The sequence below is a fragment of the Nocardia arizonensis genome (genome assembly GCF_001310275.1).
Lineage (GTDB): Bacteria > Actinomycetota > Actinomycetes > Mycobacteriales > Mycobacteriaceae > Nocardia > Nocardia arizonensis.
The window spans coordinates 94,132-119,661 of record NZ_LGYZ01000088.1 but is presented as its reverse complement, the minus strand read 5'-3'; the positions used below and the strand labels follow the sequence as shown (position 1 = coordinate 119,661).

22 protein-coding genes are annotated in these 25,530 nt (G+C 68.1%); 13 read left to right on the top strand and 9 right to left on the bottom strand.

All coding sequences use genetic code 11. The features are described 5' to 3' along the window. Positions 1-12: 12 nt before the first annotated feature. The 3 genes from APZ21_RS21360 to APZ21_RS21350 form a co-directional block, all read right to left on the bottom strand. Positions 13-990 carry an SCO2522 family protein gene (locus APZ21_RS21360; protein WP_054815056.1) on the bottom strand — a complete coding sequence of 326 codons (978 nt, stop codon included), beginning with the start codon at positions 988-990 and terminating at the stop codon, positions 13-15. Positions 991-1,194: 204 nt separating this feature from the next. Further along, positions 1,195-2,679 carry an MFS transporter gene (locus APZ21_RS21355; protein WP_054815055.1) on the bottom strand — a complete coding sequence of 495 codons (1,485 nt, stop codon included), beginning with the start codon at positions 2,677-2,679 and terminating at the stop codon, positions 1,195-1,197. 158 nt (positions 2,680-2,837) lie between these two features. Beyond that, entirely contained in the window at positions 2,838-3,512 is a 675-nt protein-coding gene (locus APZ21_RS21350; protein ID WP_054815054.1) for a FadR/GntR family transcriptional regulator, read from the bottom strand. Positions 3,513-3,920: 408 nt separating this feature from the next. On the opposite strand from APZ21_RS21350, the gene APZ21_RS21345 reads away from it, so the two are divergent. From APZ21_RS21345 to APZ21_RS21325, 5 genes are all read left to right on the top strand, one after another. Beyond that, positions 3,921-5,390: a nitrate/nitrite transporter gene (locus APZ21_RS21345; protein ID WP_054815053.1), complete on the top strand. Its 1,470-nt coding sequence runs from the start codon at positions 3,921-3,923 to the stop codon at positions 5,388-5,390. Between the two features lie 26 nt (positions 5,391-5,416). After that, on the top strand, positions 5,417-7,981 hold the full coding sequence (gene nirB, locus APZ21_RS21340) for a nitrite reductase large subunit NirB (RefSeq protein WP_054815052.1): 2,565 nt from the start codon (positions 5,417-5,419) through the stop codon (positions 7,979-7,981). Positions 7,982-8,045: 64 nt separating this feature from the next. Next, positions 8,046-8,447: a nitrite reductase small subunit NirD gene (gene nirD, locus APZ21_RS21335; RefSeq protein ID WP_054815051.1), complete on the top strand. Its 402-nt coding sequence runs from the start codon at positions 8,046-8,048 to the stop codon at positions 8,445-8,447. 6 nt (positions 8,448-8,453) lie between these two features. Beyond that, positions 8,454-9,695 carry a uroporphyrinogen-III synthase gene (locus tag APZ21_RS21330; protein ID WP_054815050.1) on the top strand — a complete coding sequence of 414 codons (1,242 nt, stop codon included), beginning with the start codon at positions 8,454-8,456 and terminating at the stop codon, positions 9,693-9,695. After that, positions 9,692-10,426 carry a sirohydrochlorin chelatase gene (locus APZ21_RS21325; protein ID WP_054815049.1) on the top strand — a complete coding sequence of 245 codons (735 nt, stop codon included), beginning with the start codon at positions 9,692-9,694 and terminating at the stop codon, positions 10,424-10,426. Before APZ21_RS21330 ends, APZ21_RS21325 begins: the two co-directional genes overlap by 4 nt. A 9-nt stretch (positions 10,427-10,435) precedes the next feature. Here the strand turns inward: APZ21_RS21325 and APZ21_RS21320 are convergent, their stop codons facing one another. Continuing rightward, on the bottom strand, positions 10,436-11,392 hold the full coding sequence (locus APZ21_RS21320; protein WP_054815048.1) for a GlxA family transcriptional regulator: 957 nt from the start codon (positions 11,390-11,392) through the stop codon (positions 10,436-10,438). Between the two features lie 128 nt (positions 11,393-11,520). Here APZ21_RS21320 and APZ21_RS21315 point away from each other — a divergent pair, with 128 nt between their 5' ends. The 7 genes from APZ21_RS21315 to APZ21_RS21285 all read left to right on the top strand — a co-directional run bounded on the left by APZ21_RS21315 (position 11,521) and on the right by APZ21_RS21285 (position 16,310). Continuing rightward, entirely contained in the window at positions 11,521-12,432 is a 912-nt protein-coding gene (locus APZ21_RS21315; RefSeq protein WP_054815047.1) for an NAD-dependent epimerase/dehydratase family protein, read from the top strand. A 101-nt stretch (positions 12,433-12,533) separates the two neighbouring features. Continuing rightward, the gene (locus APZ21_RS35755) at positions 12,534-13,004 is read left to right on the top strand and encodes a phosphopantetheine-binding protein (RefSeq protein WP_054815046.1); all 471 of its coding nucleotides are present in this window, start codon (positions 12,534-12,536) and stop codon (positions 13,002-13,004) included. Next, positions 13,001-13,900 carry an alpha/beta fold hydrolase gene (locus tag APZ21_RS21305; RefSeq protein ID WP_054815045.1) on the top strand — a complete coding sequence of 300 codons (900 nt, stop codon included), beginning with the start codon at positions 13,001-13,003 and terminating at the stop codon, positions 13,898-13,900. The genes APZ21_RS35755 and APZ21_RS21305 overlap by 4 nt, the downstream gene beginning before the upstream one ends. A 48-nt stretch (positions 13,901-13,948) precedes the next feature. Beyond that, entirely contained in the window at positions 13,949-14,221 is a 273-nt protein-coding gene (locus tag APZ21_RS21300) for a hypothetical protein (RefSeq protein ID WP_156371246.1), read from the top strand. A gap of 56 nt (positions 14,222-14,277) precedes the next feature. Continuing rightward, entirely contained in the window at positions 14,278-15,255 is a 978-nt protein-coding gene (locus APZ21_RS21295; protein WP_054815043.1) for an alpha/beta hydrolase, read from the top strand. Positions 15,256-15,292: 37 nt separating this feature from the next. Beyond that, the gene (locus APZ21_RS21290; protein WP_054815042.1) at positions 15,293-15,739 is read left to right on the top strand and encodes a cupin domain-containing protein; all 447 of its coding nucleotides are present in this window, start codon (positions 15,293-15,295) and stop codon (positions 15,737-15,739) included. 118 nt (positions 15,740-15,857) lie between these two features. After that, the gene (locus tag APZ21_RS21285) at positions 15,858-16,310 is read left to right on the top strand and encodes a VOC family protein (protein WP_054815041.1); all 453 of its coding nucleotides are present in this window, start codon (positions 15,858-15,860) and stop codon (positions 16,308-16,310) included. Between the two features lie 47 nt (positions 16,311-16,357). On the opposite strand, the gene narI is transcribed toward APZ21_RS21285, so the two are convergent. The 5 genes from narI to APZ21_RS34280 all read right to left on the bottom strand — a co-directional run bounded on the left by narI (position 16,358) and on the right by APZ21_RS34280 (position 24,374). Continuing rightward, positions 16,358-17,116, bottom strand: a complete 759-nt coding sequence (gene narI / locus APZ21_RS21280; RefSeq protein WP_054815040.1) for a respiratory nitrate reductase subunit gamma — start codon at positions 17,114-17,116, stop codon at positions 16,358-16,360. Next, entirely contained in the window at positions 17,113-17,793 is a 681-nt protein-coding gene (gene narJ, locus APZ21_RS21275; protein ID WP_054815039.1) for a nitrate reductase molybdenum cofactor assembly chaperone, read from the bottom strand. The genes narI and narJ overlap by 4 nt, the downstream gene beginning before the upstream one ends. Positions 17,794-17,830: 37 nt before the next feature. Continuing rightward, on the bottom strand, positions 17,831-19,639 hold the full coding sequence (gene narH, locus APZ21_RS21270) for a nitrate reductase subunit beta (RefSeq protein WP_420845276.1): 1,809 nt from the start codon (positions 19,637-19,639) through the stop codon (positions 17,831-17,833). 10 nt (positions 19,640-19,649) lie between these two features. Beyond that, positions 19,650-23,330 (bottom strand): nitrate reductase subunit alpha, encoded by a 3,681-nt coding sequence (locus APZ21_RS21265; RefSeq protein ID WP_054815037.1) that lies wholly within the window; start codon positions 23,328-23,330, stop codon positions 19,650-19,652. 717 nt (positions 23,331-24,047) lie between these two features. Beyond that, positions 24,048-24,374 carry a hypothetical protein gene (locus APZ21_RS34280; protein WP_156371245.1) on the bottom strand — a complete coding sequence of 109 codons (327 nt, stop codon included), beginning with the start codon at positions 24,372-24,374 and terminating at the stop codon, positions 24,048-24,050. 126 nt (positions 24,375-24,500) lie between these two features. On the opposite strand from APZ21_RS34280, the gene APZ21_RS21260 reads away from it, so the two are divergent. After that, on the top strand, positions 24,501-25,505 hold the full coding sequence (locus APZ21_RS21260) for a spirocyclase AveC family protein (protein ID WP_156371244.1): 1,005 nt from the start codon (positions 24,501-24,503) through the stop codon (positions 25,503-25,505). Positions 25,506-25,530 lie beyond the last annotated feature (25 nt).

Below are 25,530 nucleotides of genomic sequence, written 5' to 3'. Positions count from 1 at the left end.
GACCGTGGCGTTTCACGACCCGTCCAGGATCAGGTGCGACAGCCGGTCGCTCAGTGGCCGCGGCACCGGCACGCCGTCCTGGGCGCCGCAGGCGACGATCTGGTCGACCACCTCGTCGTCGAGGTCGAGATGTTCGAGCACCATCCGTACCGCGTGTTCGACGCCGATATGCCGCGCGGGCAGGATGGACAGCGTGCGGTACGCCGCGAACGGCATGGCGTTCGGATTCACCCGCATGACCGCGGGCAGTTCGTCCCAACCGAGCGGCGCGGTTCGCGGACGTGGTCGCGGGTGTATCACCGGGCGGCCGTGGTAGCGGAGCATGCCAAGTCGCAGCAGGTACCAGACGGCTCCGAGAAAGGCCCGCGACCAGCGAGTCCGGTTCTCCTGACGGCTCCAGAGCTGGACGTCGAGAAAGACCGAGTGATCGTCGCCGCCGAATTCCTCGGGCGGCCGAAAGCCGCTCTCCGGCACGGGCCGCGCGGGATCGTGTTCGGAGGAGCGACGGCCGTTGCACAGCCATCCCGAGTCCGCGGTGGCCCGCCTGCCGCCGGCGTCCGGCGGCAGGGGTTCGGGCACGATCGTCGCCGCCACCATGTCCGCCACCGGAATCGGCTCACGGTCGGCGTCCCGCGGAATCCGGTCGCAGCCGGATTGGCGTGCCAGATAGTCGATCGGCGTACCGGCCTGCTCGGCCGCACCCAGTAGATTCTCGATGAGCTCGACGGGATCGGTCTCGGGCCGGAAGTAGTCGTCGATCAGATAGCAGGTGCTGATCCGCACACCGGGACCGTATTGCTGCCGAGCCGATTCCACGAAGGCCGCCACCACCGGAGCCAGCCGCGCGAATTCCGCTCGCACCCGGTCGGTCTGGCGCATGACGTCATCGAGATAGAAGTGTCCGACCTCGATCGACAGATGCGACAACGGAATCCGCTCGACGCCGGGCCGCCCATCGTCCTCGCTGTAGCCTGCCGCCTCACCGATCACGCGTCACACCCGGTCTTCTCGGCGCGAACGTCCCGTCGCCGACCCGGTACCGGCCGATTTCTCATACGCGCCCCCGCCACTACCCGACAATCCACACCCGAACGCCGTCCGTACCCAGTGTGCCTCGCCCACCCGCCGCCGGTCCACGAAATGGCGAAGGCCGCCCGGGTGGGGTCCGGGCGGCCTTCGTCGGGGTGATGGGAATCAGACGTTGGCGTGGGCGAGGGAGGAGATTCGGGTCATGGCGAACGAGGAGCGGAGATAGAAGAACCAGGTGACGGCGGCCATGACGAGGAAGGCGACGGCGTAGCCCCAGAAGGCGGGATTCATGCTGCCGAGATGGATGTTCGACAGGCGGAGCGCTTGCTGGAGGATGTAGCCGCCCGCGGCGCCGATCGCGCCGATGACGCCGATGGCCGCGCCCGCTTGGCGTTTGGCCGACGCGGTGGCCTCGGTGAGGTCCATGCCGTGTTCGGAGGCGTACTTCTTGGCCTCGGCATTGAAGATCGAGGGGATCATGCGGTAGGTGGAGCCATTGCCGATGCCGGTGAGCACGAACAGGATCAGGAAGGCGGCCAGGTACAGCGGGAAGCTCTTCGTCTCGAGGCCCGCCATGATCAGGGCGACCGCGACGGCCATGCCGCCGAAGATGCCGATGGTGACCTTGGCGCCGCCGACCCGGTCGGAGATCCAGCCGCCGAAGGGACGGCTGAAGGAGCCGACGAGAGCGCCGAGGAATGCGAGATTGCCGAGCGTGGTGATCCAGCCGATCTTCGCCAGGTCCGGGAAGTTGGCCTTGATCAGGGTCGGGAAGGCGAAGGAGAAGCCGATGAAGGAACCGAAGGTGCCGATGTAGAGGAAGGACATGATCCAGGTGTGGCGGTTGGTCAGCGCCCGCTTATAGGATTTGCCATCGGATTTCGCGGTGGCGATGCTGTCCATGTAGCGCAGCGCGCCGAAGGTGGCGATCAGGATGAACGGCACCCACACCAGCACCGACAACGTGATGCCGAAACGGTAGCCCGCGGGGTCCTTGGCCATGATGTGCGTGCCGAGGGTGATCAGCAGCGGAAGCACCAATTGCGTCTGTGCCACACCGAGATTGCCGCCCGCAGCGTTGATGCCGAGTGCCGCGCCCTTCTTGCCCTCGGGGAAGAAGAAGTTGATGTTGGCCATCGAGGAGGAGAAGTTGCCGCCGCCGACGCCCGCGAGCGCGGCCAATATCATGAATACCCACATCGGCGTGCCGGGCTGGTTGACGAAGTAGGCCAGGCCGAGGGTCGGTATGAGCAGCATGGCCGCGCTGAACACGGTGAACGCGCGTCCGCCGAATTTGGGGATGGCGAAGGTGTAGGGGACGCGCAGTGCCGCGCCGACCAGGGTCGGGGTGGAGGTGAGCAGCAGGGCGTTGCTGACCGCGACCGGATTGCCCTTGCCGAGTCCGGCGAGGAAGTCGAATCCGGCCAGGCCCATGCTGGTGACGACCGTGCCCCAGATCACCCACACGCTGAAACCGAGGTTCTCGGCGAATACCGAGAACACCAGATTTTTGCGTGCGGTGAGTTTGCCGCCGGATTCCCAGAATTCGGTGTTGTCGGGCTCCCATTTCTCGAGCCAGCGGCCCCGGCTCTGGTGGGTGAAGGTCTGAGACCCCGACTGTGTGTCGGGGGTGGCTACGGTGGCAGTCATCGGCTTCCTCTCGATTGCCTCGCTGCGGTCGAGACAAAGGTAGGAGTCGGTTGTTGCGCCACGATGGCGCTCGGTTGCGCTCACGGCAAATCGGACTCACACGCGGCGGGCGCGGCCGGTGACGACTTGGTTACCGCGATTTCGTACGGCCGGATCGGCTATCGCGGTTCGGGATATTCGGCGATGAGCGATCCGAGGAAGCAGTGGGTGGCCTGTGCGGCGCGCTCGGGGTCGCCGTCGATGACGGCCTGTACCAGTGTGCGGTGTTCGGTCTCGTAGGACTCGTCGGACTTCGCGGTCCGCGAGTGGATGACCTGTTCGATGGTGGGCAGCAGCGAATCGTAGAACTCGAGGTAGATCGCATTGTGGCTGGCGACCACGATCGCGCGGTGCAGTGCCACGTCGGCGGCGATCGCGGTGTGGTTGCCCTCGCCCCAGGCGTGCTCGCCGCGTTCGGCCAGCAGTTGACGCAGGGTGGCGATATCGCTGTCGTCGCGGCGGCGCGCGGCCAGTGCGGCGGCGGTGGTGTCGAGAGCCTGGCGCAGTTCGAGAACGTCGCGCTCTTCCGCGTCGGCGAAATATTTGGCCAGCGTGCCGCCGACTTCGGAGGCGGCGATCACATAGGTGCCCGAGCCCTGGCGGCGCTCGAGCATGCCCGCGTGGACGAGGGCCTGGACCGCTTCGCGCACGGTGTTGCGGCCGGTGCCGGTGAGTTCGGTGAGTTCGGGTTCGGTCGGTATGCGGGATCCGATGGACCAACGGCCCGAACGGATTTCGGCACGCAACTGTTCGGTGACCTGAGCGATGAGGCTGGTTCGCCGGACTGGTTGCACGGGATAAGAGTACCGCCGATCACGTATTCACGCCCGATGACATCCGGTCATCCTATGATTTCTCCCGTTCGGGTCGCCTCCTCGTCGCTTTCGTGGGGTCGCTCGAGTCCGGCCGGGCGTGACCGGACCCGACTCGCCGCGAACTCACAGCTCGACTTGCGCCGCGGTGCGGAGGGCGTCATTGTGTTCCGAACAGGTTGTGCATATCACACCTCACCGGTGTTTTCGTCCGCGGACGGCCACTTCGTCACGCGCGGAAACCGTTGCGTCACATCGGCGAAACATTGGTACGGAACTCACCTCGGCAATTCGGTATTCGTGAGCAACCGTTGATTCGGGCGACATTTCGCGCAGCATTTCGGCAATACCGGTTTCCTACCGTTGGGCCCAACCGATTTTGGGAGGCCCTTGTTGAGCACGCTGACGCGCAACCGCAACATCGAGCACTGGGACGCCGAGAATGTCGAGGCATGGGAGGCGGGCGGTAAGGATGTCGCCCGCCGCAACCTGATCTGGTCGGTCTTCGCCGAACACGTCGGATTCTCGGTGTGGTCCATCTGGTCGGTCATGGTGCTGTTCATGCCCACCGACAAGTACGGCATCGACCCGGCGGGCAAGTTCTTCCTGGTCGCGGTGCCGACCCTGGTCGGGGCGATCCTGCGGATTCCCTACACCGTCGCCACCGCGCGCTTCGGCGGTCGCAACTGGACCGTCTTCAGCGCGCTGCTGCTGCTGATCCCGACCCTGCTGACGCTGTACTTCGTCAACCAGCCGGGCACCTCGTACACCACTTTCCTCGTCGTGGCGGCCTTCGCGGGTCTGGGCGGCGGCAACTTCGCCTCGTCGATGACCAATATCAACGCCTTCTATCCGCAGCGCCTCAAGGGATGGGCGCTGGGGCTGAACGCGGGCGGCGGCAATATCGGCGTGCCGGTGATCCAGCTGATCGGCCTGCTGGTCATTGCGACCCTGGGTAACTCGCACGCCTCGATCATCTGCGCCGTCTACCTGGTCCTGGTCGCTCTCGCCGGACTCGGCGCCGCGCTGTTCATGGACAACCTGCGCAACCAGAAGGCCGACCTGTCCTACATGGTCACCGCGCTCAAGGTGCCGCAGTCGTGGGCGATCGCCTTCCTCTACATCGGCACCTTCGGCTCGTTCATCGGCTACAGCTTCGCCTTCGGCCAAGTGCTACAGATCAGTTTCAAGGCGGGCGGCGACACCGTCGCGCAGGCCACGCTGCACGCCGCGCAGATCGCCTTCATCGGACCGCTGCTCGGCTCGCTGGCCCGCCCCTACGGCGGCAAACTGGCCGACCGTATCGGCGGCAGCCGGGTCAGTCTCTACGTCTTCGGCGCGATGATGGCCGCCGCGGTGCTGGTCGCGATCGCGAGCACGCTCGGCGACAACAACGGCGGCGTGCCGAGCGGCGGTGTGATGACCGCGCTGGTCGTCGGATTCATCGCGCTGTTCGTACTGTCGGGTATCGGCAACGGGTCGGTCACCAAGATCATCCCCTCGGTATTCGAGGCCAAGAGCCGCGGCCTCGACGCGGGCCCGGCCGAACGCGCGGCCTGGTCGCAGAACACCTCCGGCGCGCTCATCGGCTTCGTCGGCGCGATCGGCGCGCTCGGCGGCGTCGGCATCAACCTGGTACTGCGCTCCTCCTACGCCTCCACCAGCTCCGCCACCACCGCCTTCTGGGTGTTCATGGGCTTCTACGTCGCCTGCGCGTTCGTCACCTGGGCCGTGTTCCTGCGCCGCCCGCGGCCGTCGGATGCCGACGTGGTGGCCGAGGCCGAGAACGTCGTACTGGCCGCCGAAGCCGCCGCGCGCTCGGGCCGCGCATCGTCCACCAACTCGTCGGCTCGCGCCTGACGCTCGCATCACATCGGAGATCACCCATGAATCCCACCGTCGAACCGACGACACAGCGCAAGACCGTGGTCGTGCTCGGCCACGGCATGGTCGGACATCGCTTCGTCGAAGCGTTGCGCTCCCGTGACGAGGCCGGGCAGTGGCAGATCGTGATCCTCTGCGAGGAACAGCGACCGGCCTACGACCGGGTCGGACTGTCCGCCTACATCGGCGCATGGGACGCGGCGGCGCTGGCACTGCCAGGCAACGAATACGCCGGGGACGACCTGGTGGAGCTGCGGCTGGGGCAGCGCGGCGCGGCCATCGACCGCGAGGCCCGTAAGGTCACCACCGCCGAGGGCGAGACCATCGCCTACGACGCCCTGGTGCTGGCCACCGGCTCCTACGCCTTCGTGCCGCCGGTCCCTGGCCACGATCTGCCGGGCTGTTTCGTCTACCGGACCATCGACGACCTCGACGGCATCCGCGCGGCGGCCGAGACCGCGGGACCGGGTGCGCACGGCGTGGTCATCGGCGGCGGTCTGCTCGGCCTGGAGGCGGCCAACGCGCTGCGCCTGCTCGGATTGACCCCGCACGTCATCGAGTACAACGACCGGCTGATGCCCGCACAGGTCGACGCGGGCGGCGGCGCGATCCTGGAACGCCTGGTCACCGACCTCGGCCTGACCGTGCACACCGGCGTCGGCACCTCGTCCATCGAGGCGGCGGTCGACGGCGGTCTCACGCTGACTCTGTCCGACGAGTCGACGATCGACGCCTCGCTCGTGGTGTTCTCCGCGGGCATCCGGCCGCGCGACGAGCTCGCGCGCGAGGCGGGGCTCGAGGTGGGACCGCGCGGCGGCGTCATCACCGACCTCGGCTTGCAGACCTCCGACCCGCACGTCTGGGCGATCGGCGAATGCGCGGCGGTCGAGGGGGTCTGCTACGGCCTCGTCGCCCCGGGCTACACCACCGCCGAGATCGTCGCGGACCGGCTGCTCGGCGGTGCGGGCGAATTCCCGGGCGCGGACATGTCCACCAAGCTGAAGCTGCTCGGCGTCGACGTGGCCAGCTTCGGCGACGCGCACGGCGTCACCGAGGGCGCGCTTTCGGTGGTGCTGCACGACGCCGCCAAGGGCACCTACGCCAAACTCGTGGTCTCCGACGACGCGAAGACCCTGCTCGGCGGCATCCTGGTCGGCGACGCCACCGCCTATTCGGCGCTGCGCCCGCTGGTGGGGCGGCCGCTGCCCGCCGAACCCGCGGCGCTCATCTCCCCCGCGGGCGCCGAACTCGGCGCGGATTCGCTGCCCGACGACGCGCAGATCTGCTCGTGCAACAACATCAGCAAGGGCGCGATCTGCGGCGCCATCGCCGAGGGCGCCTGCGATGTGCCCGCGATCAAGAGCTGCACCGGCGCGGGCACCTCCTGCGGCGGCTGCGTGCCCATGCTCAAGAAACTGCTCGAGCAGTCGGGCGTTGAGATGTCCAAGGCGCTGTGCGAGCACTTCGAACAGTCGCGGGCCGAACTGTTCCGTATCGTCCAGGCGACCGGAATCCGCACCTTCTCCGCACTGATCGCCAAACACGGCAAGGGCTCGGGCTGCGACATCTGCAAGCCGACCGTCGCCTCCATCCTCGCCTCGACATCGAGCGAACACATCCTCGACGGCGAACAGGCCGCCCTCCAGGACACCAACGACCACTTCCTGGCCAACCTCCAGAAGAACGGCACCTATTCGGTGGTGCCGCGGATGCCGGGCGGCGAGGTCACCGCGGATCAGCTGATCACCATCGGCGAGGTGGCCAAGGAGTTCGGCCTCTACGTCAAGGTCACCGGCGGGCAGCGCATCGACCTGTTCGGCGCGCGCGTGGAGCAGCTGCCGCTGATCTGGAAGCGGCTGGTCGACGCGGGCATGGAATCGGGTCACGCCTACGGCAAGTCGCTGCGCACGGTGAAGAGCTGCGTCGGCTCGACCTGGTGCCGCTACGGTCAGCAGGATTCGGTCGGCATGGCGGTACTGCTGGAGAAGCGCTACCGCGGACTGCGGTCGCCGCACAAGCTGAAGCTGGCGGTGTCGGGTTGCGCCCGTGAGTGCGCCGAGGCCAGGGGCAAGGACGTCGGCGTCATCGCCACCGATACCGGATGGAACCTGTATGTCGGCGGCAACGGCGGTCTGACGCCCAAGCACGCGGTGCTGCTGGCGGGCGATCTCGATGACGAGACCCTGGTCAAGTACATCGACCGTTATCTCATGTTCTACATCCGCACCGCCGACCGGTTGCAGCGCACCGCGCCGTGGCAGGAGTCGCTCGAGGGCGGCATCGACTACGTGCGCTCGGTCGTGTGTGAGGACAGCCTCGGCATCGCCGAGGAACTCGAGTCGGCGATGGCCAAGCATGTGGAGGGGTACCGGGACGAATGGGCCGCGGTACTGGAGGACGAGCAGAAGCTCTCGCGCTTCGTGTCCTTCGTGAACGCGCCCGATCAGAGCGATCCGACCATCGCGTTCGACGACACCGGGGAACGCAAGGTCCCGGTGCTGCTCGGCATGCCCGAGGTGCCGGTGACGGCGGGCGTGGGGTCCACCACGGCCACGCACGGGAAATAAGTGCTTAACCGCGTGGAAACAGGACGCCTGTACCAATGAGTATGGCGTTCGGAGGAGGAACCCGATGACCGTAATCGATACACCCAGCGTCGCGCAGGCCACCGCCACCGGCTGGACGCAGGCGTGCCGACTCGACTATTTGCTCCCGGGCCGCGGCGTCGCGGTGCTGCTGAAAGGCGGCCGTCAGGCCGCCCTGTTCCTGCTCACCGACGGCACGGTGTTCGCCGTCGGTAATATCGATCCGTTCGGCCGCGCGGCAGTCATGTCGCGCGGGATCGTCGGTGATCGCGGCGGCGTGCCCGTCGTCGCCTCGCCGCTGCTGAAGCAGGCGTTCTCGCTGCTCGATGGGCGCTGCCTGGACGACGAGTCGGCAGCGCTGCCGGTGTACGCGGTGCGTGTGGACGACGGCATCGTTTCGGTATCCAACGAGCCGGTGACGTCCGGGCTCGAATCCTCGGACGGATGAACACCTATGACGACAATCGACGCGAGCGCCGCTCTCGCGGGATTCACGGTCGGCATCACCGCGGCGCGGCGTGCCGAGGAATTCGCCACGCTGCTGGAACGCCGAGGCGCGACCGTGGTGTCCGCCCCCGCCATTCGCATCATTCCGCTGGCCGATGACACCGAACTCGAGCGGGTGACCCGCAAACTGGTCGCCGAACCGCCGCAGATCACCGTCGCCACCACCGGCATCGGTTTCCGCGGCTGGATGGAGGCCGCCGAGGGGTGGGGTCTGGCCGAGGAACTGCGAATCACACTGTCCGGCAACCGGATGCTGGCCCGGGGTCCCAAGGCCAAGGGCGCGATTCGCGCGGCGGAGCTGCGCGAGGAGTGGTCGCCCGCCTCGGAGTCCTCCGCCGAGGTGCTCGACCATTTGCTCGCCGAGGGGGTCGAGGGCGTGCGCATCGCGGTGCAGCTGCACGGCGCCACCACCGAATGGGAACCGGTCCCGGATTTCTGCGAGGTCCTGCGTTGCGCGGGCGCCGACGTGGTTGCGGTGCCGGTGTACCGGTGGATTCCGCCCGCCGACCGCGGCCCGATGGACCAGCTGCTCGAGGCGATCGTCACCGCGAATCTGGACTGCGTGACCTTCACCAGCGCGCCGGCGGTGGCCTCGATGTTGATGCGCGCCAAGGAAACCGGGCTGCTGGAAGGGGTGCTGCACGCGCTGCGCGGGCGGGTGCTGCCCGCCTGCGTCGGTCCCATCACGGCGGCTCCGCTCGAGGAGCTCGGGGTGCCGACGTCCATGCCCGGCCGCGCCCGGCTCGGCGCGCTCGCCCGGCACGTGGCCGAGGAATTGCCCCGGCGCGCCAACAGGATTCAGGCCGCCGGGCATCAGATCAGTGTGCGCGGCGGATGCGTGGTGGTAGACGGTGTCGTGCGCCAGCTCGCACCCGCGCCGATGGCGCTCATGCGTTCGCTGGCCCGGCAGCCGGGCCGGGTCGTGTCGCGCGAGGATCTGCTGGCGGCGCTGCCCGGCGGCGGCGACGACACGCACGCGGTGGAGACCGCCATCGCGAGGCTTCGCGCCGGACTCGGGACGCCGAAGGCCATTCAGACCGTGGTCAAACGCGGTTACCGGTTGGCGTTGGACGCGGCCGAATGCACCGACAATTTTCCCCGCACACCGGATCTGCCGCGTGGGCCGCAGCCGGGAATCGGCACGCCGGTGCGCGCACCGCGCCATGTCCAGCCGATGGGGAGCTGGTGAGCGCCCCCGCGCTGGTGCTGGTCGCGCACGGCACCAGGAGTGCCAAGGGGGTGGAGATGATCGCCGCGCTCGCCGAGGCGGTCACCCGTGAACTCCGCCCCCGCGGGTCCGTACCCGTCGTCCGCACGGCCTTCGTCGACGTGCTCGGCCCCTCGCCGTCGGAAGTACTGCGCGATCTCGACGCCGATGACGGCGAAACCGTTCCCGCCGTGGTGGTCCCGGCCTTTCTCGCCTCGGGCTACCACGTTTACCAGGACGTCCCCCGTGAGGTGGCGGACAGCGGTCGTCGCGCGGTCGCCGTGACCGCGGCGATGGGCCCCGATCCGGCGCTGGCGCGCGTCATGGCCGTGCGCCTGCGCGCCGCGGGATGGCAGCCGGGTGACGCGGTGGTCTTCGCCGCCGCGGGCTCCTCCGACGCGCGGGCGCGCGAGGATGTGCGCCGCGCCGCGGCCCTGCTCGCCGAGCGGCTCGGCGCTCCGGTCCGCGTCGGCTATGTCGCCACCGGCGCGCCGCGCGTCCCGGATGTCGTCGCCGATCTGCGGGCCGCGGGTGAACGGCGGGTCTTCATCGCCTCGTATCTGTTGGCGCACGGCCTGTTCCATCAGCGCCTGCGCGAGGCGGGGGCGGACGGTGTGGCCGACCCGATCGGCGTGCACCCCGCCGTGGTGCGTCTCATCGCCGACCGGTACCGCCGCGCGGCCCGCGAAGCCGTCGCGCACCCGGTGGCCTGAACCCGGCGCTCACGCCGGGCGCGGGGTGCGGGTGAAGGCGGCGCGATAGGCCGTCGGCGCCAGACCCACATGGCGAATCATGTGCTGGCGCAGCGATTCCGCGGAGCCCAACCCGCTGTGTCGGGCGACCAGGTCCATGGGCAGCGAGGTGGATTCCAGCAGTTCGCGGGCGCGGTGGACGCGCTGGTGCAGCAGCCACTTCCGCGGACTCATACCGGTCTCCTCGTGGAAGCGGCGGCTCAGCGTCCGCACGCTCATGCGCGCGTGGGCGGCGAGCTCGCCCAGTGACAGCGGCGTGTCCAAGCGCGCCAGCGCCCATTCGCGGGTGACCGCGAGTGCGGGTCCGTCATCGGGCGGCAGCGGCAGGTCGACGAATTGGGCCTGGCCGCCGGGGCGCACCGGTGCCACCACCGCGACGCGGGCGCAGGCATTGGCGACGGTCGCGCCGTAGTCGGCGCGAATCAGGTGCAGGCACAGGTCGATTCCGGCCGCCGCACCCGCGGCCGTGGTGATCGGGCCGTCCTCTACGAAGAGCGCGTCGGTGCGCACCGTGACGCCCGAATACAGCGCGCGCAGCTCCTCGGCGAGTCCCCAGTGCGTGGTGGCGGTGCGGCCGTCCAGCAAGCCGGCCTGGGCCAGCACGAACGCGCCACTGCAGATCGAGGTGACCCGGGCGCCGCGTGCGGCCGCGGCCCGCAGCGCCTCGACCGTGGCCGAATCGGCGGTGCCGCGAACGCCGGTGCTCGGCACGATGACGGTGTCGGCCTCGGCGACGACGTCGAGTCCGTGGCGTATTACCGCGTCGAATCCGCCGATACCCGCGGGGACGATGCCGGGTTCGGCGGTGCAGACGGTGACCCGGTACCCGGGCGCGCCGTCGATGGCGACCGCGCCGAGCAGCGTCTGCGGCATGGACAGGTCGAAGGTCTTCACCGGGGGCACCGCGACGACGGCGACGGATTTCATGGCCTGATCCTTGGGATATATGGCTGATCGGCCACTAGTCTAGCGATCCCGCGGCGGGCAGGCTGGAACACGGAAGCTGCGCCGATCGGCGGCTCCATCCAAAAAGTCTGCCTGAGAAGGGAATTCGCATGCCTACGCATGTCATCATCGGCCGGGGCGCGACCGCGTCGGCCACCGCCGTCCTGCTCGCCGACGCGGGTGCGTCGGTGCGGATGGTCAGTCGCAGCGGACTCGGCCCGCGGCATCCGAATATCGAGACCGCGGTGGTGGACGCCACCGACGTGGACGCGCTCACCGCGCTCGTCGAGGGTGCGGGCACGGTATTCAATGCCGCCATGCCCGCGTACCACACCTGGCCGCAGGAGGTGCCCGGGCTGTTCGGGGCGATACTGTCCGCCACGGAGAAGGTCGGCGCCGACCTGGTGATGCTGGGCAATCTGTACGGCTACGGACCGGCCGACGCTCCGCTCACCGAGGACGCGCCATTGGCCGCGACCGGGCCGAAGGGCGCGGTGCGGGCCAGAATGTGGGGCGAGGCGCTGGCCGCGCACCAGGCGGGCCGGTTGCGGGTCACCGAGGTGCGGGCGGGTCAATTCCTCGGCGCGGGCGCGATATCGGTGTTCTCGCTCATGGTGCAACAGCAGGTGCTCAGCGGCAGGCCGGTACTCGTGCCACAGGCTCTTGACCTGCCGCATTCCTACACCGCCACCACCGACGCGGCCGCCGCGCTGGTCGCGGTGTCACGCGGGGACGGCGCGTGGGGCCGGGCCTGGCACGCGCCGACCATCACGGTGACCCTGCGCGCGCTCGCGGGCCGTCTGGCGGAATTGGCCGGGGTGGAGCCGCCCGGACTGTCGGTCATGTCCGATCGCGAACTCGCGCTGCTCGCTCTGACCGGACCGTTCTGGGGGGAGGCGTTCGAGACCTACTACATGTCACACCGCGAATTCACCGCCGACGACACGGCGCTGCGCCGTGAGTTCGGTGTGGCGGCCACCGCGTTGGACGAGGTGCTGGCGACCCTGCTGCCCGCGGCCTGACGGCGGCACGGCGATTCCGGCAATACCCCGCCACCGGCGTCGAATGCCGTAGGTTTGCTCGAGGACATTCAGCGGATACCTCGACCTCATCAGGGAGGCGTGTGGCGGCCAAGGGCGACGTCGGCGGCGCGGAGCACCCGTTGCCGCTCACCACCGCGCAACTGCGCTGGTGGGTTGCCCAGCAGTTGCTCCGTGACATCCCCGTCACCGTAGCCGTGTATCTCGACCTCGTCGGACCGCTCGCCGTGGCCGTGCTGCGGGATTGCGCCGAACTGCCGTGGCGCGAGGAGGATCTCGGCGCGGCCGAGGATCCGATGGCGGCGGCGATCGAGGGAATCCCCTTCGACGCCGGCGCCGTCCTGCTGCGCATGCGCCGAACCCTGCCCGCGCCCGCGCGGCCGGTGTACCGCGAACCGCGCGAGTTCACTCAGCGGCTCGTGGCCGAACACATGGGCAAGGCGACCGGACACGACCGCGTCGGCCTGGACGACGATTTCTTCGCCCTCGGCGGCGATTCCCTACTCGGCGTGACACTTCGGCGGAACTGGCCGCCGCGACGGGATCTCCGGTGACCGTGCGCCGGCTCTACACCGCACCGACGGTCGAGGCGTTGGCCGCGCGGGTCACCGGGCACGCCGCCGGGATCGCGGACCGCCCCGAGGACGCGATGGGCGTCCTGCTCCCGCTGCGGCGCGGCGGCGCGGGCGAGCCACTGTTCTGCATCCACTCCGCGGTGCCGCTGGCCTGGTGTTACGCCGGACTGTCCCGCCACGTCACCGATCGGCCCGTCTACGGTCTGCAAGCGCCGACGCTCACCGCCGCGACCGTGCGAACCCTGGGTATCGATGACCTCGCCGACACCTATGTCGCCGCCGTGATCGGTATCCAGCCGCAGGGGCCTTATCACCTGCTCGGCTGGTCATTGGGCGGTCAGATCGCGCACGCGGTGGCGGTGCGTTTGCGGGCGCGCGGCGACCGGGTCGCGTTGCTCGCCATGCTCGACAGCATGGTCATACCGGTCGGCGCGGCCATGCCCCCCGCGCCGCGTATGCGTGATCTGCTCACCCATCTGCTCGGGGACGAGCCCGAGGACGCCGACGCGCTGACCGATCTCACCGCCGCCGAAGCCGCGGCCGAATTGTCCCGCGCCCCAGCGTCGTTCGGCAGCGGACTGAGCGCCGATCACCTCGAGCGCCTGCATCGCGCCTATGTCGACGGAGTCCGGCTCGCCCACGACTTCCGACCGGAGGTCTTCGACGGCGACCTGCTGTACTTCTCCGCGACCGAGGGTCCGACCGCGCCGTTCGGCGCGCGGCTGTGGCAGCCGTATGTCACCGGAGAACTGCGCGAACACCCGATCGACGCGGCACACGCCCAAATGACCAATTCCGAGGTCGTCGCCGTCGTGGGTCCACTGCTGGCCGCGCACCTGCGTCGGGTCGCCGCCGCGACTCCGGCCGTGCCGTGATGGAGGCGGCCGTCCGGGTCGGCGCCCGCACCGGCATCGAATGGGTCAATGTCTACGATGACCCGCTGCGCTGGGCGCGCGACCATCCCGACGCCGCGGTCCTGCCGCGGTGGATCGCCGAGCGTCTGCTTCGACCGCATCCACGGCTCGGCCGTCCTGGTGGAACGGGTCGAGTGGCTGTACTCGTATCTGACCCACATCGCCCCCGATCTGCCCCGCGCTCTGCGTTGGATCGTGGCGCGGCGACTGCACGTCGAGGGCGACACCTCCCGCTCGATCAGCGCGCTGCGGGTGCACGGCCGCGACGAACACGCCCGGTGAGAACGCGAAACGTGCCGGACACCCGGGACGAGCACGGGCTGGGGGAGACTTGACCCATGTATCGGCTCACGAGCTGTCTGATCGCCGTCCTGATCGCCGTCGCCGCCCTCGTGTGGGCGCCGGTCGCGTCGGCCGACTCCGAATCCCGCATCCTCGACGTGCGCCCGCTGGAGGGACGCCTGCTCGAGGTAGTCGTGTATTCGGCCGCCATGGATCGGCCCATCACCCTGTGGATGTCGCACCCCGGTCCCGGCGCGCCTGCGCTGTACCTGCTCAACGCGGTGGACGGCGGCGAGGACGGCGGGCCGTGGCCGCGGCGCACCGATGTGGCGGATTTCTTCGCCGACAAGCCGGTGAACGTCATCGTCCCCATGGGCGGACGCGCCAGCTACTACACCGACTGGATCGCTGACGACCCGGCGCTCGGCCGCAACAAATGGACCACCTTCCTGACCGCGGAACTGCCGCCGCTGCTCGATGCCCGCTTCGACATGACCGGACGCAACGCCGTGGCCGGACTGTCCATGTCGGCGACCTCCGCGCTGAATCTCGCGACCAACGCGCCGGGCCTCTACCGGGCCGCGGGCGCGTTCAGCGGATGCACCCGCACCAGTGGTTCCCTCGGGCGCATGCTCATCTACTCCGAACTGGCCGTCTTCGGCGCCGACGCTACGAATATGTGGGGCGCGCCCGATAATCCGGCGTGGGTCGCCAACGATCCGGTGGTGAACGCCGAACGGCTGCGCGGACTGGCGCTGTACGTGTCGGCGGGCAATGGACTGCCCGGCCCGCACGACACCTTCGGCTCACTGGGCATCGGCTCGAATCCGGGCGCGCTGGTCAACCGCCTTGCGGTCGGCGGCGTCATGGAGGCCGCCATCGGCCGATGCACTCGGCCGCTGGTGGACCAGCTCGCCGCGCTCGCCATTCCGGCGACGGTGAACCTGCGTCCGGCGGGCACGCACGCCTGGCCGTACTGGCAGGACGACATCCACGCGGCATGGCCGGTCTTCGCCCCCGCGCTCGGCGTCTGATTCGGGCGCACCTGCCTCGGCCGGCTACACTGCACCGATGAGACCGATCATCGGCGCGGCCGTGGCCGGAATCCTCGCGGGGGCGAGCGTGCTCGGTGCGGGCAACGCGGCGGCGACCCCGGGCGTCGACGTCACGGCCGTCACTTTGGCGCAGGCGCGGATTCCCGCCGGACTGCTGCCCTTCGTCGCGGGCACCGATCTCGTGGTCCGCGAGATCACCATCGCTCCCGGCGGCTCCACCGGCTGGCACTATCACGACGGACCGGTCTTCGGCTTCGTCCGTTCGGGCACACTGACCCATCCCGGCCCGGACTGCACGGGCCCGGTGTACCGGGCGGGCGAGTTCATCTATGAGCAGGCGGGCGACCGGAACGTCCACGTCGGCCGCAATCTCGGCGCCGAGCCGCTGGTGCTCGACGTGGTCTACGCGCCGCCGCTCGGTTATCCACTGTTCCAGGACGCACCCGCGCCGGACTGCGACTGACCAGGTCGTTTCCGGGCGGGAAATATTCTCGAGATTTTTCGCGAGGTATGTCGAGACGGACCGGGCGGCTCCGACCGAAGGGTGACCGCAACACGCCACCGTCTCCGAGGAGCACATCATGTCCGTCAACACCTTCCTGTGGTTCGACACCGACGCCGAGCAGGCCGCCCGCCGCTACGTCGAACTCGTGCCCAACTCCCGCGTCGTCGAGATCGCCCACAATGCGGACGGATCGGTGTTCATCGTCACCGTCGAGCTGGACGGCCACGCGGTCACCCTCATGAACGGCGGGCCGTCCCACCCGCACACCGACGCCGCCTCCATCCAGGTCACTGTCGACACCCAGGAGGAACTCGACCGGCTGTGGGACGGTCTCACCGAGGGCGGCGCGCCCGGTCCGTGCGGCTGGCTCATCGATCGCTGGGGCCTGTCGTGGCAGGTCGTACCCGCCGAGCTGCCCGAACTGATGACGGGTGCGGACCCGGCCGCGTCCGCGGCGGTCGGCGCGGCCCTGCGGACCATGTCGAAACTCGACATCGCCGCACTGCGGGCCGCACACGACAACGCCTGAGCGCCGCGCCCGGCGATCCGCCCCCGAACCGGCGGATCGCCGCGGCCTCAGCGCCAGCGTTCCGGGGTGACCGGGGAATCCCACGCCCGCGCGTACCTGCGAGTGTCGGGCGCGTCGGTCTGCTTGTGCCGGTAGACGATATAAGGCCGGGTCAGATAGCCGACCGGCGCGCTGAACATGTGCACCAGCCGGGTGTAGGGCCACAGCCCGACCAGCGCCAGTACCACCAGACCGTGCACCTGGAAGGTCCACGGGGTGTCCACCATCAGCTCCGGCTGCGGATTCAGCGTGAAAAGGCTTCGGAACCAGGGGGATACGGTCTCGCGGTAGTCGTAGGTGCCCCACAGCAGATTGCTGCCCCACGTGTTGAGCAGACCGGTGACCAGCGCCGCCGCCAGCAGCGCGTACATCAGTTTGTCGTTGGCGGTGGTGGCCTTGCGCACCGCGATCACGGTGAATCTGCGATACAGCAGGATCACCACACCCGCCAGCACCGCGAGTCCGGCGGCCGAACCCGCGCCCACCGCGATCACGTGGTAGGTGTGCTCGGAGACGCCGACGGCCTCGGTCCAGGACGCGGGGATCAGCACGCCGAGCACATGTCCGCCGAACACGCCGAGCATGCCGAAGTGGAACAGCGGACTGCCCAGTCGCAGCAGCCTGCTCTCGTAGATCTGCGAAGACCGCGTGGTCCAACCGAATTGGTCGTTGCGGTAGCGCCAGACGTGTCCGAGGACGAAGGAGGTGAAGGCCACGTAGGGCAGGATCAGCCACAGTTCGACGGGCAGATGCGGGACGAAGTTCATCGGCGGCCTTCCGACTGGGCGAACATCGTCGGGTCCATGGCGAACGGTTCGAGGCCCACCTCTTCCTCCGGCGGACCCTGCGCCGCGAGTTCGGCGATGCGCCTGCGGTCGGCCGTGGTCAGCGGCGGCAGGGTGGCGACGACCGCGCCGAGCGCGCCCGCGTAGGGCGATCCGGTGTCGGCCAGCGCCAGCCGCAGCAGTTCGATCACCGGAAGATGTTCGCCGAGCAGCCGTTCTCCGCCGACCGGATCGACGGTCGCGGCGAATTCCAGCAGCACCGGCAGGTGGTCGGGCAGTTCGCGGTCGTCGAGTTCGACCCCGGCGTGCCGGTAGGCGTGCTTGAACCGCAGCAGCGCCATGCCGCGCTTGCGGGTGTCGCCATAGGCGTAGAAGGTCAGATGCAGGCTGGCGCGGCGGCGCAGGTCGAAGGTCTCCACATAGGCCGCCGCGAGGTCGATGGGGGGTGTGCGACGCAGATGGGCCAGCAGTTCCTCCAGGCCGGTCCGCAGATGGTCGGGCAGGTGCGCGGCCGCGGCGGACAGGTCGTCGAGCATGGCGAGGGTTTCGGCGGCCGGGTAGTCGAGCGCGATCGCGGCCAGTCGCCAGACCAGCCTGCGGTCGCGTTCCTCGACCCGGACCTCCGGTTCAGGACGGCGGCGGATCTTCAGCAGTGTCATTCCAGGTCACCGCCGGTGGTCGTGTTCGTGGTCGAAGTCATTGTTGTGCTCCGTTGTTCGCCGCCGCGTTCGATACGCCGTGGTGGACCGACGGACCATGCGCGGCGCCGTTGCCCGCATGGTCCGCCGAGCCGTTCCCGGCGGCGTCGTTGCCGCCGTTGCCATTCGCGCCGTTGCCGACGACACTCTTGCCGTCGACACCGGCCGCGTGCGTGCCGTTGGTCACCGAAACCAGCCCGGGTTCGCCTGCGGTGCCCACGTCCGCGGTGGGAACCAGGCCCGCGGTGCTCTTGCCGTCCCAGTTCAACAGGTTGATGCGATTCGACTTCCCCTGCGGCGCGGCGTCATTGGCATCGGTGAGATGGAATTTGTCCACCATCTGGTCGAAGGCGGTCATACCGGGTCCGCCGTCGTCGTCGAGACTGCACCCGGTGGCCAGCGCGTCGAGCTGATGCGCCTCCGCGCCCGCGCCGGTCGGAATCACGTACCGGTGTTCGTATTTGGCGATTGCCAGCAGCCGGTACATGGCCTCGATCTCCTCCGGGGCCAACCGCACCGACGGTGCGATCGAGGGATCGGGTTCCACGCCCAGATTCACCGAGCGCATGAACGATCGCATACCCGCCAGCCGTTGCAGCGCCGCGCGCACCGGACCCACATCGCCCGCGGTGAACAATTCGGCCAGATATTCCACCGGAATACGCAGCGCGTCGATCGCGCCGAACAGATTCGGGGCGTGCTCCCCGTCGTGTCCGGTCTCGGAGAGCACGTCGACCACCGGTGACAGCGGCGGCACGTACCAGACCATCGGCATGGTCCGGTATTCGGGGTGCAGCGGCAGCGCGATCTGGTAGTCCACGATGAGTTTGTAGACCGGCGAATCCTGTGCCGCCTGAATCCATTCCGGCGAGATGCCCGCCCGCTCCGCCTCGGTGACCACGCGCGGATCGTGCGGATTCAGGAATACGCCCAACTGCGAGGGATACAGATCCTCGGCCGCGGTGACCGAGGCCGCCTCCTGCACCTTGTCCGCGTCGTAGAGCATGACGCCGATATAGCGCAGCCTGCCGACGCAGGTCTCCGAGCAGACCGTGGGAATGCCCACTTCGACGCGCGGATAGCAGAAGGTGCACTTCTCCGCCTTGCCCGTCTTGTGGTTGAAGTAGATCTTCTTGTACGGGCACCCGGATACACACTGCCGCCAGCCGCGGCAGCGGTCCTGGTCGACCAGGACGATGCCGTCCTCGGCGCGCTTGTAGATCGCCCCCGACGGGCACGACGCGGCGCAGGACGGATTCAGGCAGTGCTCGCAGATTCGCGGCAGATAGAACATGAAGGTCTGCTCGAACTCGAGTTTGACCTGCTCGGACAGCCGCGCCAGCAGCGGGTCGCGGCCCACCTGCGCCGGCCCGGAACCGAGGTCGTCGTCCCAGTTGGCGCCCCAGGTGACCTGCGTGTCCTCGCCGGTGATGAGGGATTTGGGCCGCGCGACGGGTGTGGTGTCGGCGGGCGGGGAGGACAGCAGGTTGTCGTAGTCGTAGCTCCACGGTTCGTAGTAGTCCTCGACCGTGGGCAGATCGGGATTGGCGAAGATGTTCAGCAGTCGCTTGAGCCGCGAACCGGATTTGAGGGTGAGCTTGCCGCGCTTGGTGAGCGTCCACCCGCCCTTCCACTTCTCCTGATCCTGGTACTGCCGCGGATATCCCTGTCCGGGACGGGTTTCCACATTGTTGAACCACACGTACTCGGTGCCGCCGCGATTGGTCCACGCCTGTTTGCAGGTCACGCTGCACGTGTGGCAGCCGATGCATTTGTCCAGGTTCATGACCATGGCCAGCTGTGCCATGACACGCATATCAGTACTCGACTTTCTGCGAGCGACGGCGAATGGTCGTCACCTCGTCACGCTGATTTCCCGTCGGTCCGTGGTAGTTCAGCGCGAAGGACTGCTGCGCGTATCCGCCGATGAGGTGGGAGGGTTTGATCATGATGCGGGTCAACGCGTTGTGGATGCCGCCGCGTTTGCCCTTGGCCCCGTTCACCGCGGGCGTGCCCTCGATGCGCGGCACGTCGACGGCCCGGTCCTGGGCGTGGTACATGAACACCGTGCCCTCCGGCATACGGTGCGAGACGATGGCGCGCGCGACCACGATGCCGTTGCGGTTGATCGCCTCGATCCAGTCGTTGTCGGCCACCCCGATCTTGGCGGCGTCCTTGTCCGACATCCAGATCGACTGACCGCCGCGCGAGAGCGTCAGCATGTGCAGGTTGTCCTGGTAGGCGGAGTGGATCGACCATTTGGAGTGCGGGGTCAGATAGCGCACGGTCACGCCGTTCTCGCCGACCTCGCCGACCCCGGGTTCGCTGAACAGCGCGGTCATGTCCAGCGGCGGCCGGAAGATCGGCAACTGTTCGCCGAGTTCGATCATCCAGTCGTGATCGAGGTAGAAGTGCTGGCGACCGGTGAGGGTGTGCCAGGGCTTGAGACGTTCGGTGTTGATGGTGAAGGGGGAGTAGCGGCGTCCGCCGGTCTCGCTGCCCGACCACTCCGGCGAGGTGATCACCGGCACCGGCCGGGCCTGGGTGTCGGCGAAGGAGATGCGCTTGCCCTCGTGCTCGGCGGCCAGGTCGGCGAGTTGGGTGCCGGTGCGCCGCTCGAGCGCGTGGAAGCCCTCGACCGCGAGGCGGCCGTTGGTGGTGCCCGACAGCGCCAGGATCGCCTCGGCCGCGTGCGTGTCGCGGGCCAGTGACGGCCTGCCCTGCGCGATACCGGAGACCACCGTGCCGTTGACGCCCGCGAGATGGGCCACCTCGGCCTCGGGATGGGTGGTGACCCCCTTGGTGGTCAGCCCGAGGGTGTCCACCAGCGGTCCCAGCGCCGCCATCTTTTCGGCGAGGTTGGGGTAATCCCGTTCCACCACCACGAGTTTCGGCATTGTCTTGCCCGGAATCGGCTCGCATTCACCGGCCTTCCAGTCCAGTACCCGTCCGCCCGCCTGCGCCAGCGCGTCGGGCGAATCATGTTGCAGCGGAACGGCGACGATGTCCTTGCGCACGCCGAGGTGCTTCTCCGACATCCAGGCGACGCCGCGCGCGATGCGGTGGAACGCCTCGAAATCGGTCTTCGCCTCCCACGGCGGGGAGATCGCCGGTGAGAAGGCGTGCACGAACGGGTGCATATCGGTGGAGGAAAGGTCGTGCTTCTCGTACCAGGTGGCCGCGGGCAGCACGATATCGGAGAACAGCGTCGTACTGGTCATACGGAAGTCAAGCGACAGCAGCAGATCCAGTTTTCCGGTCGGCGCCTCCTCCCGCCATACCAGTTCCTGCGGGCGCACGCCGGTGGCGTCGGTGGTCTGCACATTGGAGTCCGCACCGAGCAGGTGTTTGTGGAAGTACTCGTTGCCCTTGCCGGAAGAGCCGAGCAGATTGGCCCGCCAGACCGTCAGGCAGCGCGGAAAGTTCTCCGGCGCGTCGGGATCCTCACAGGCGAACCGCAGATCGCCGGATTTCAGCCGTTCGACCACGTAGTCGGCCGCCGGGGTGCCCGCCGCCTCGGCTTCGTCGGCCAGATCCAGCGGATTGCGGTCGAAGGTCGGATAACTCGGCATCCAGCCCAGCCGGCTGGCCAGGGCGATATTGTCGGCGGCCGTGCGCCCGGCGAAGGAGCCCTTGCCCAGCGGGGAGGCGAAGGACTGCGAGGTGAACGGATCGTAGCGCCACTGGTCGTTGGTCAGGTACCAGAACACCGTGCCCTGCATCTGGCGTGGCGGGCGCTGCCAGTCCAGGCCGAATGCCAGTGTCGCCCAACCGGTTACGGGACGACACTTCTCCTGGCCGACGTAATGCGCCCAGCCGCCGCCGTTCACGCCCTGACATCCGGTGAGCAGGGTGAGGGTGAAGAAGGCGCGGTAGATCTGGTCGGAGTGGAACCAGTGATTGGTGCCCGCGCCCATGAGGATCATCGACCGGCCACCGGATCGTTCGGCATTGTCGGCGAATTCGCGGGCGATGCGTGCGGCCTGCACGGCCGCGACACCGGTGATGCGCTCCTGCCAGGCGGGGGTGTATGGCTCGTCGGCGTCGTCGTAGCCGCTCGGCCACACCCCGGGCAGCCCGGGTCGGCCCACCCCGTACTGCGCGAGCAGCAGATCGAAGACCGTGGTGACCCGCTTGCCCGCGATCGTGAGGGTGGGAACGCCGCGCACCAGGACACCCCGGTCGGAGTCATAGCGCGGCAGCCGCACCGCCAGATCCTCGCGGCCGGGAGCGTCGTAGAGGCTCAGCATCGGCTCGACGCCCTCGAGATCCAGATTCCATTTGCCGGTGCCCGATTCGGTGAACCGGTGACCGAGGGAGCCATTGGGCACCACCGGATTTCCCGCGCCGTCCAGCAGCACCGGTTTGTGCGCCGCACCCTCTTCGGTGTGGCCGAGATCGGCGGCGGTGAGGAACTTGCCCGCCAGCGCGCCGTCGTGGTGGTAGCCGCCCTCGCCGTCCCAGCCCCGCGGATCGTCCAGGCACACCAGGTACGGCAGATCGGTGAACCGCGTGACGTAGTCGAGGAAACGCGGCGTCGCGCGCTCGACGAAGAACTCCTTGAGGACCACATGTCCCATCGACATGGCCAGTGCCGCATCGGTTCCCGGCCGCGCGGGCACCCATTCGTCGGCGAACTTGGTGTTGTCGGCGTAGTCCGGCGAGACCACGACGACCTTCTGACCGCGGTAGCGCGCCTCGGTCATGTAGTGCGCGTCGGGGGTCCGGGTGACCGGGACGTTGGACCCCCACATGATCAGGTAGCCCGCGTCGAACCAGTCGGCCGATTCCGGCACGTCGGTCTGGTCACCGAAGACCTGCGGCGAGGCCACCGGCAGGTCGGCGTACCAGTCGTAGAACGACAGCATGGAACCGCCGAGCAGCGAGATGAAACGCGCGCCGACGGCATGGCTGACCATCGACATGGCCGGAATGGGGGAGAATCCGGCGACCCGGTCGGGTCCGTAGCGCTTGATGGTGTGCACGTGCGCGGCCGCCGCGATCTCGGCGGCCTCCCACCATTCGGCCCGCACGAACCCGCCCTTGCCGCGCGCGGACTTGTAGCGGGCGGCCTGTTCCGGGTCGGAGACCACGGCCTCCCACGCCAGCACCGGATCCTTGACCCGCTCCTTGGCCTGCCGGTACAGGTCGAGCAGTACACCGCGCACATACGGGTAGCGCACCCGCGCCGGGGAATAGGTGTACCAGGAGAAGGAGGCGCCGCGCGGACATCCGCGCGGTTCGCACTCGGGCTTGTCCGCACCGACCGAGGGATAGTCGGTCTGCTGGGATTCCCAGGTGATCACGCCGTCCTTGACGTAGATCTTCCACGAGCACGACCCCGTGCAGTTCACGCCGTGGGTCGAACGCACGACCTTGTCGTGCGCCCAGCGGTCCCGGTAGAACTCGTCGGCGGAGCGCCCGCCCACCTTGTGCACGCTGCGGTGGTCGGCGGAAACCTCACCGCGCTGAAAGTATTTACCCCATCGCAGCAACATCTCGGCCGCGTCGGGGGAAGAGCCACCCGTTGTCTCGCGGGGTGCGGTATTTCGAGTGCGTGAGTTAACCACGGCGCCCCCTGGGACCGGTCGATTCGGGCTGTCGTACCCGACTGTAAGGAGCCCGCGGCCCGGGGCAAAACGAATCTCTCACACCGCTCTCGGGGTAGCGGTGAGCTGTGAGGTCGGTGCAACCTGTCGGTCACCGATCTTGGACGCTCGAACCAGGTTGTCCCGGTGCCGACCAGGAGTGATACGTCCTGAGCGTGCGAAATTCCGGGCAGGGGGGAGGGCGGTCGACGTCGCGGTGAAGCCTTGGAAACGGCCGCTTCTCGGGTACTTAACATTTGTTAACACATTCGATCGCGGCGATCCGCGCGCGTGGGCGTGAAGTCGAACCATACCGTCCGAGCAGGTGCGAGGGGCGGTTCGGCTCGGAGAAAGGTAGGTGACGAGTTGTGCGTCCAGAGCGTTGCGCAGTACCACTAACATGCCAAGCGTCTCGTACCAGGCGCCGGAGACCGCGAGGTTCCAGGCGTAGAGTGCTACGGCTGTGTCCGGGGATCCAGCGGCAGCGACGTAGCGGTCGAACCGGGCGGGGGAGAGCAGACGGCGAAGAGGCGTATACCCCAGGAATGTGGGTATAGTTGATCCTCAGAAAACCCCGGAGCGATCCCTACCGGCCTTCCCACTGGAAGGTCAGGCACATCACCGGGGTTACGCATTTTCCGGCCCAGATCGGCTCATCTTCTCCGCGGCCACGGAGTAGATCTCGCCGAGTCCGCCCGGGCCGGTGATCCGCGCCGTGGTGAGGTCCTGGTCGATGGTGACCGTCCAGCCTGGCGCCGGATCGCCGACGAAATCGATGTCGAGCATCCGCTGCGCGTCGGCTCGAGGAGCGCGTCCGTCCAGGCCGCCTCGGCGACCAGCGCGCCGGACTCGGCGATCAGGGTGGCGCGAATTCGCGGTAGTGGGATCACGACCGGCGTTGAGCCGATGACGGCGGTGAAAGGTGGTTGCCTGCTCGATCTCGGGTGTGGCCATGCCGCGACACTGCCGGCGCGAATACTTTCCAGGCGCAATGCTTCCCAAGGTGACATACAGGGGTGTATGTTCGCGATATCGCTGTAACGCAGTGTCGCGAGACCGATCTTGAAGAGGTGCCTAGCTTTGACGATCAAAGATTCGCTCCATGCGCGAACCGAGGAATCGAAAAGTGTTGAGTCAGGGGGGAAAGACTCGCCCCGGGTAGTGTGGCTCGCCCGGCTCGGCGCATTGTTCCTGGTGCTGGAGCTCTACGTATTCATTCGATGGATCCTGTCGGACCACTTCAAGCGGGTACAGCCCGGGCCCGACGAGGGCACGAAGATGATCTGGATCTATTTCTGGGACGTTCTCAGTATTGTCGGCAGCATTGTCTTCATCTTCTGGATCGTTCGCAAGACGATAAGGGACCGGGAGTTGCCTCCGGTGGCTATCGTCGCCATGGCCTGGATGCTCACTGCCTGGCAGGATCCACTGGTGAATGCCCTTCGGCCCGTCTTCTCCTACAATTCACACTTCTTCAACATGGGTAGCTGGGGAGAGTTCATTCCGGGGTGGGTCGACAACGGCGGGGTGAACCCTCAGCCGATTTGGTGGTGGATCGGGATCTACCTGTTCTTCGTGCCGTTGAACATGCTCGGGGCCAGTTCCTACGTCAACTGGTGGCGTCGCAAATTTCCGCGGCTCAACCGCGCGGCCCTCATCGCGATCCTCATGGTCCTCATGTTCGCTCAGGACGTCTTCGGCGAATGGATCACCCTTATCCAGGGCGTGGACCAGTACATGCGGGTGCCCGGCAGTTTCGCCCTGTGGCCGGGAACAACTTATCAGTTCCCGTTGTACGAGGGTCTGGCGTGGGGATGCGGTATGGTCGGGCTGAGCGCAGTTATTTTCTGCTTCCGCGACAAACAGGGCTACATGTTCTCCGATCATGGCATCGATCGCGTCAAGACCACCAAAGGCCGCACCGTCCTCCGGGTGCTCGCTCTCGGCGCAGTCTTCAATGTGGCCATGCTCGTGTTCAATCTCGGCTATCTCTATGTCAATCAGCACGCCGAGACGACTCCGCCTTCGATTCCCAGCTACTTCGTGAACGGGATGTGTGGCGTCGGCGACAGCGATCCCTGCTGATCGCTGATAATCCCGTCGAGCAGTG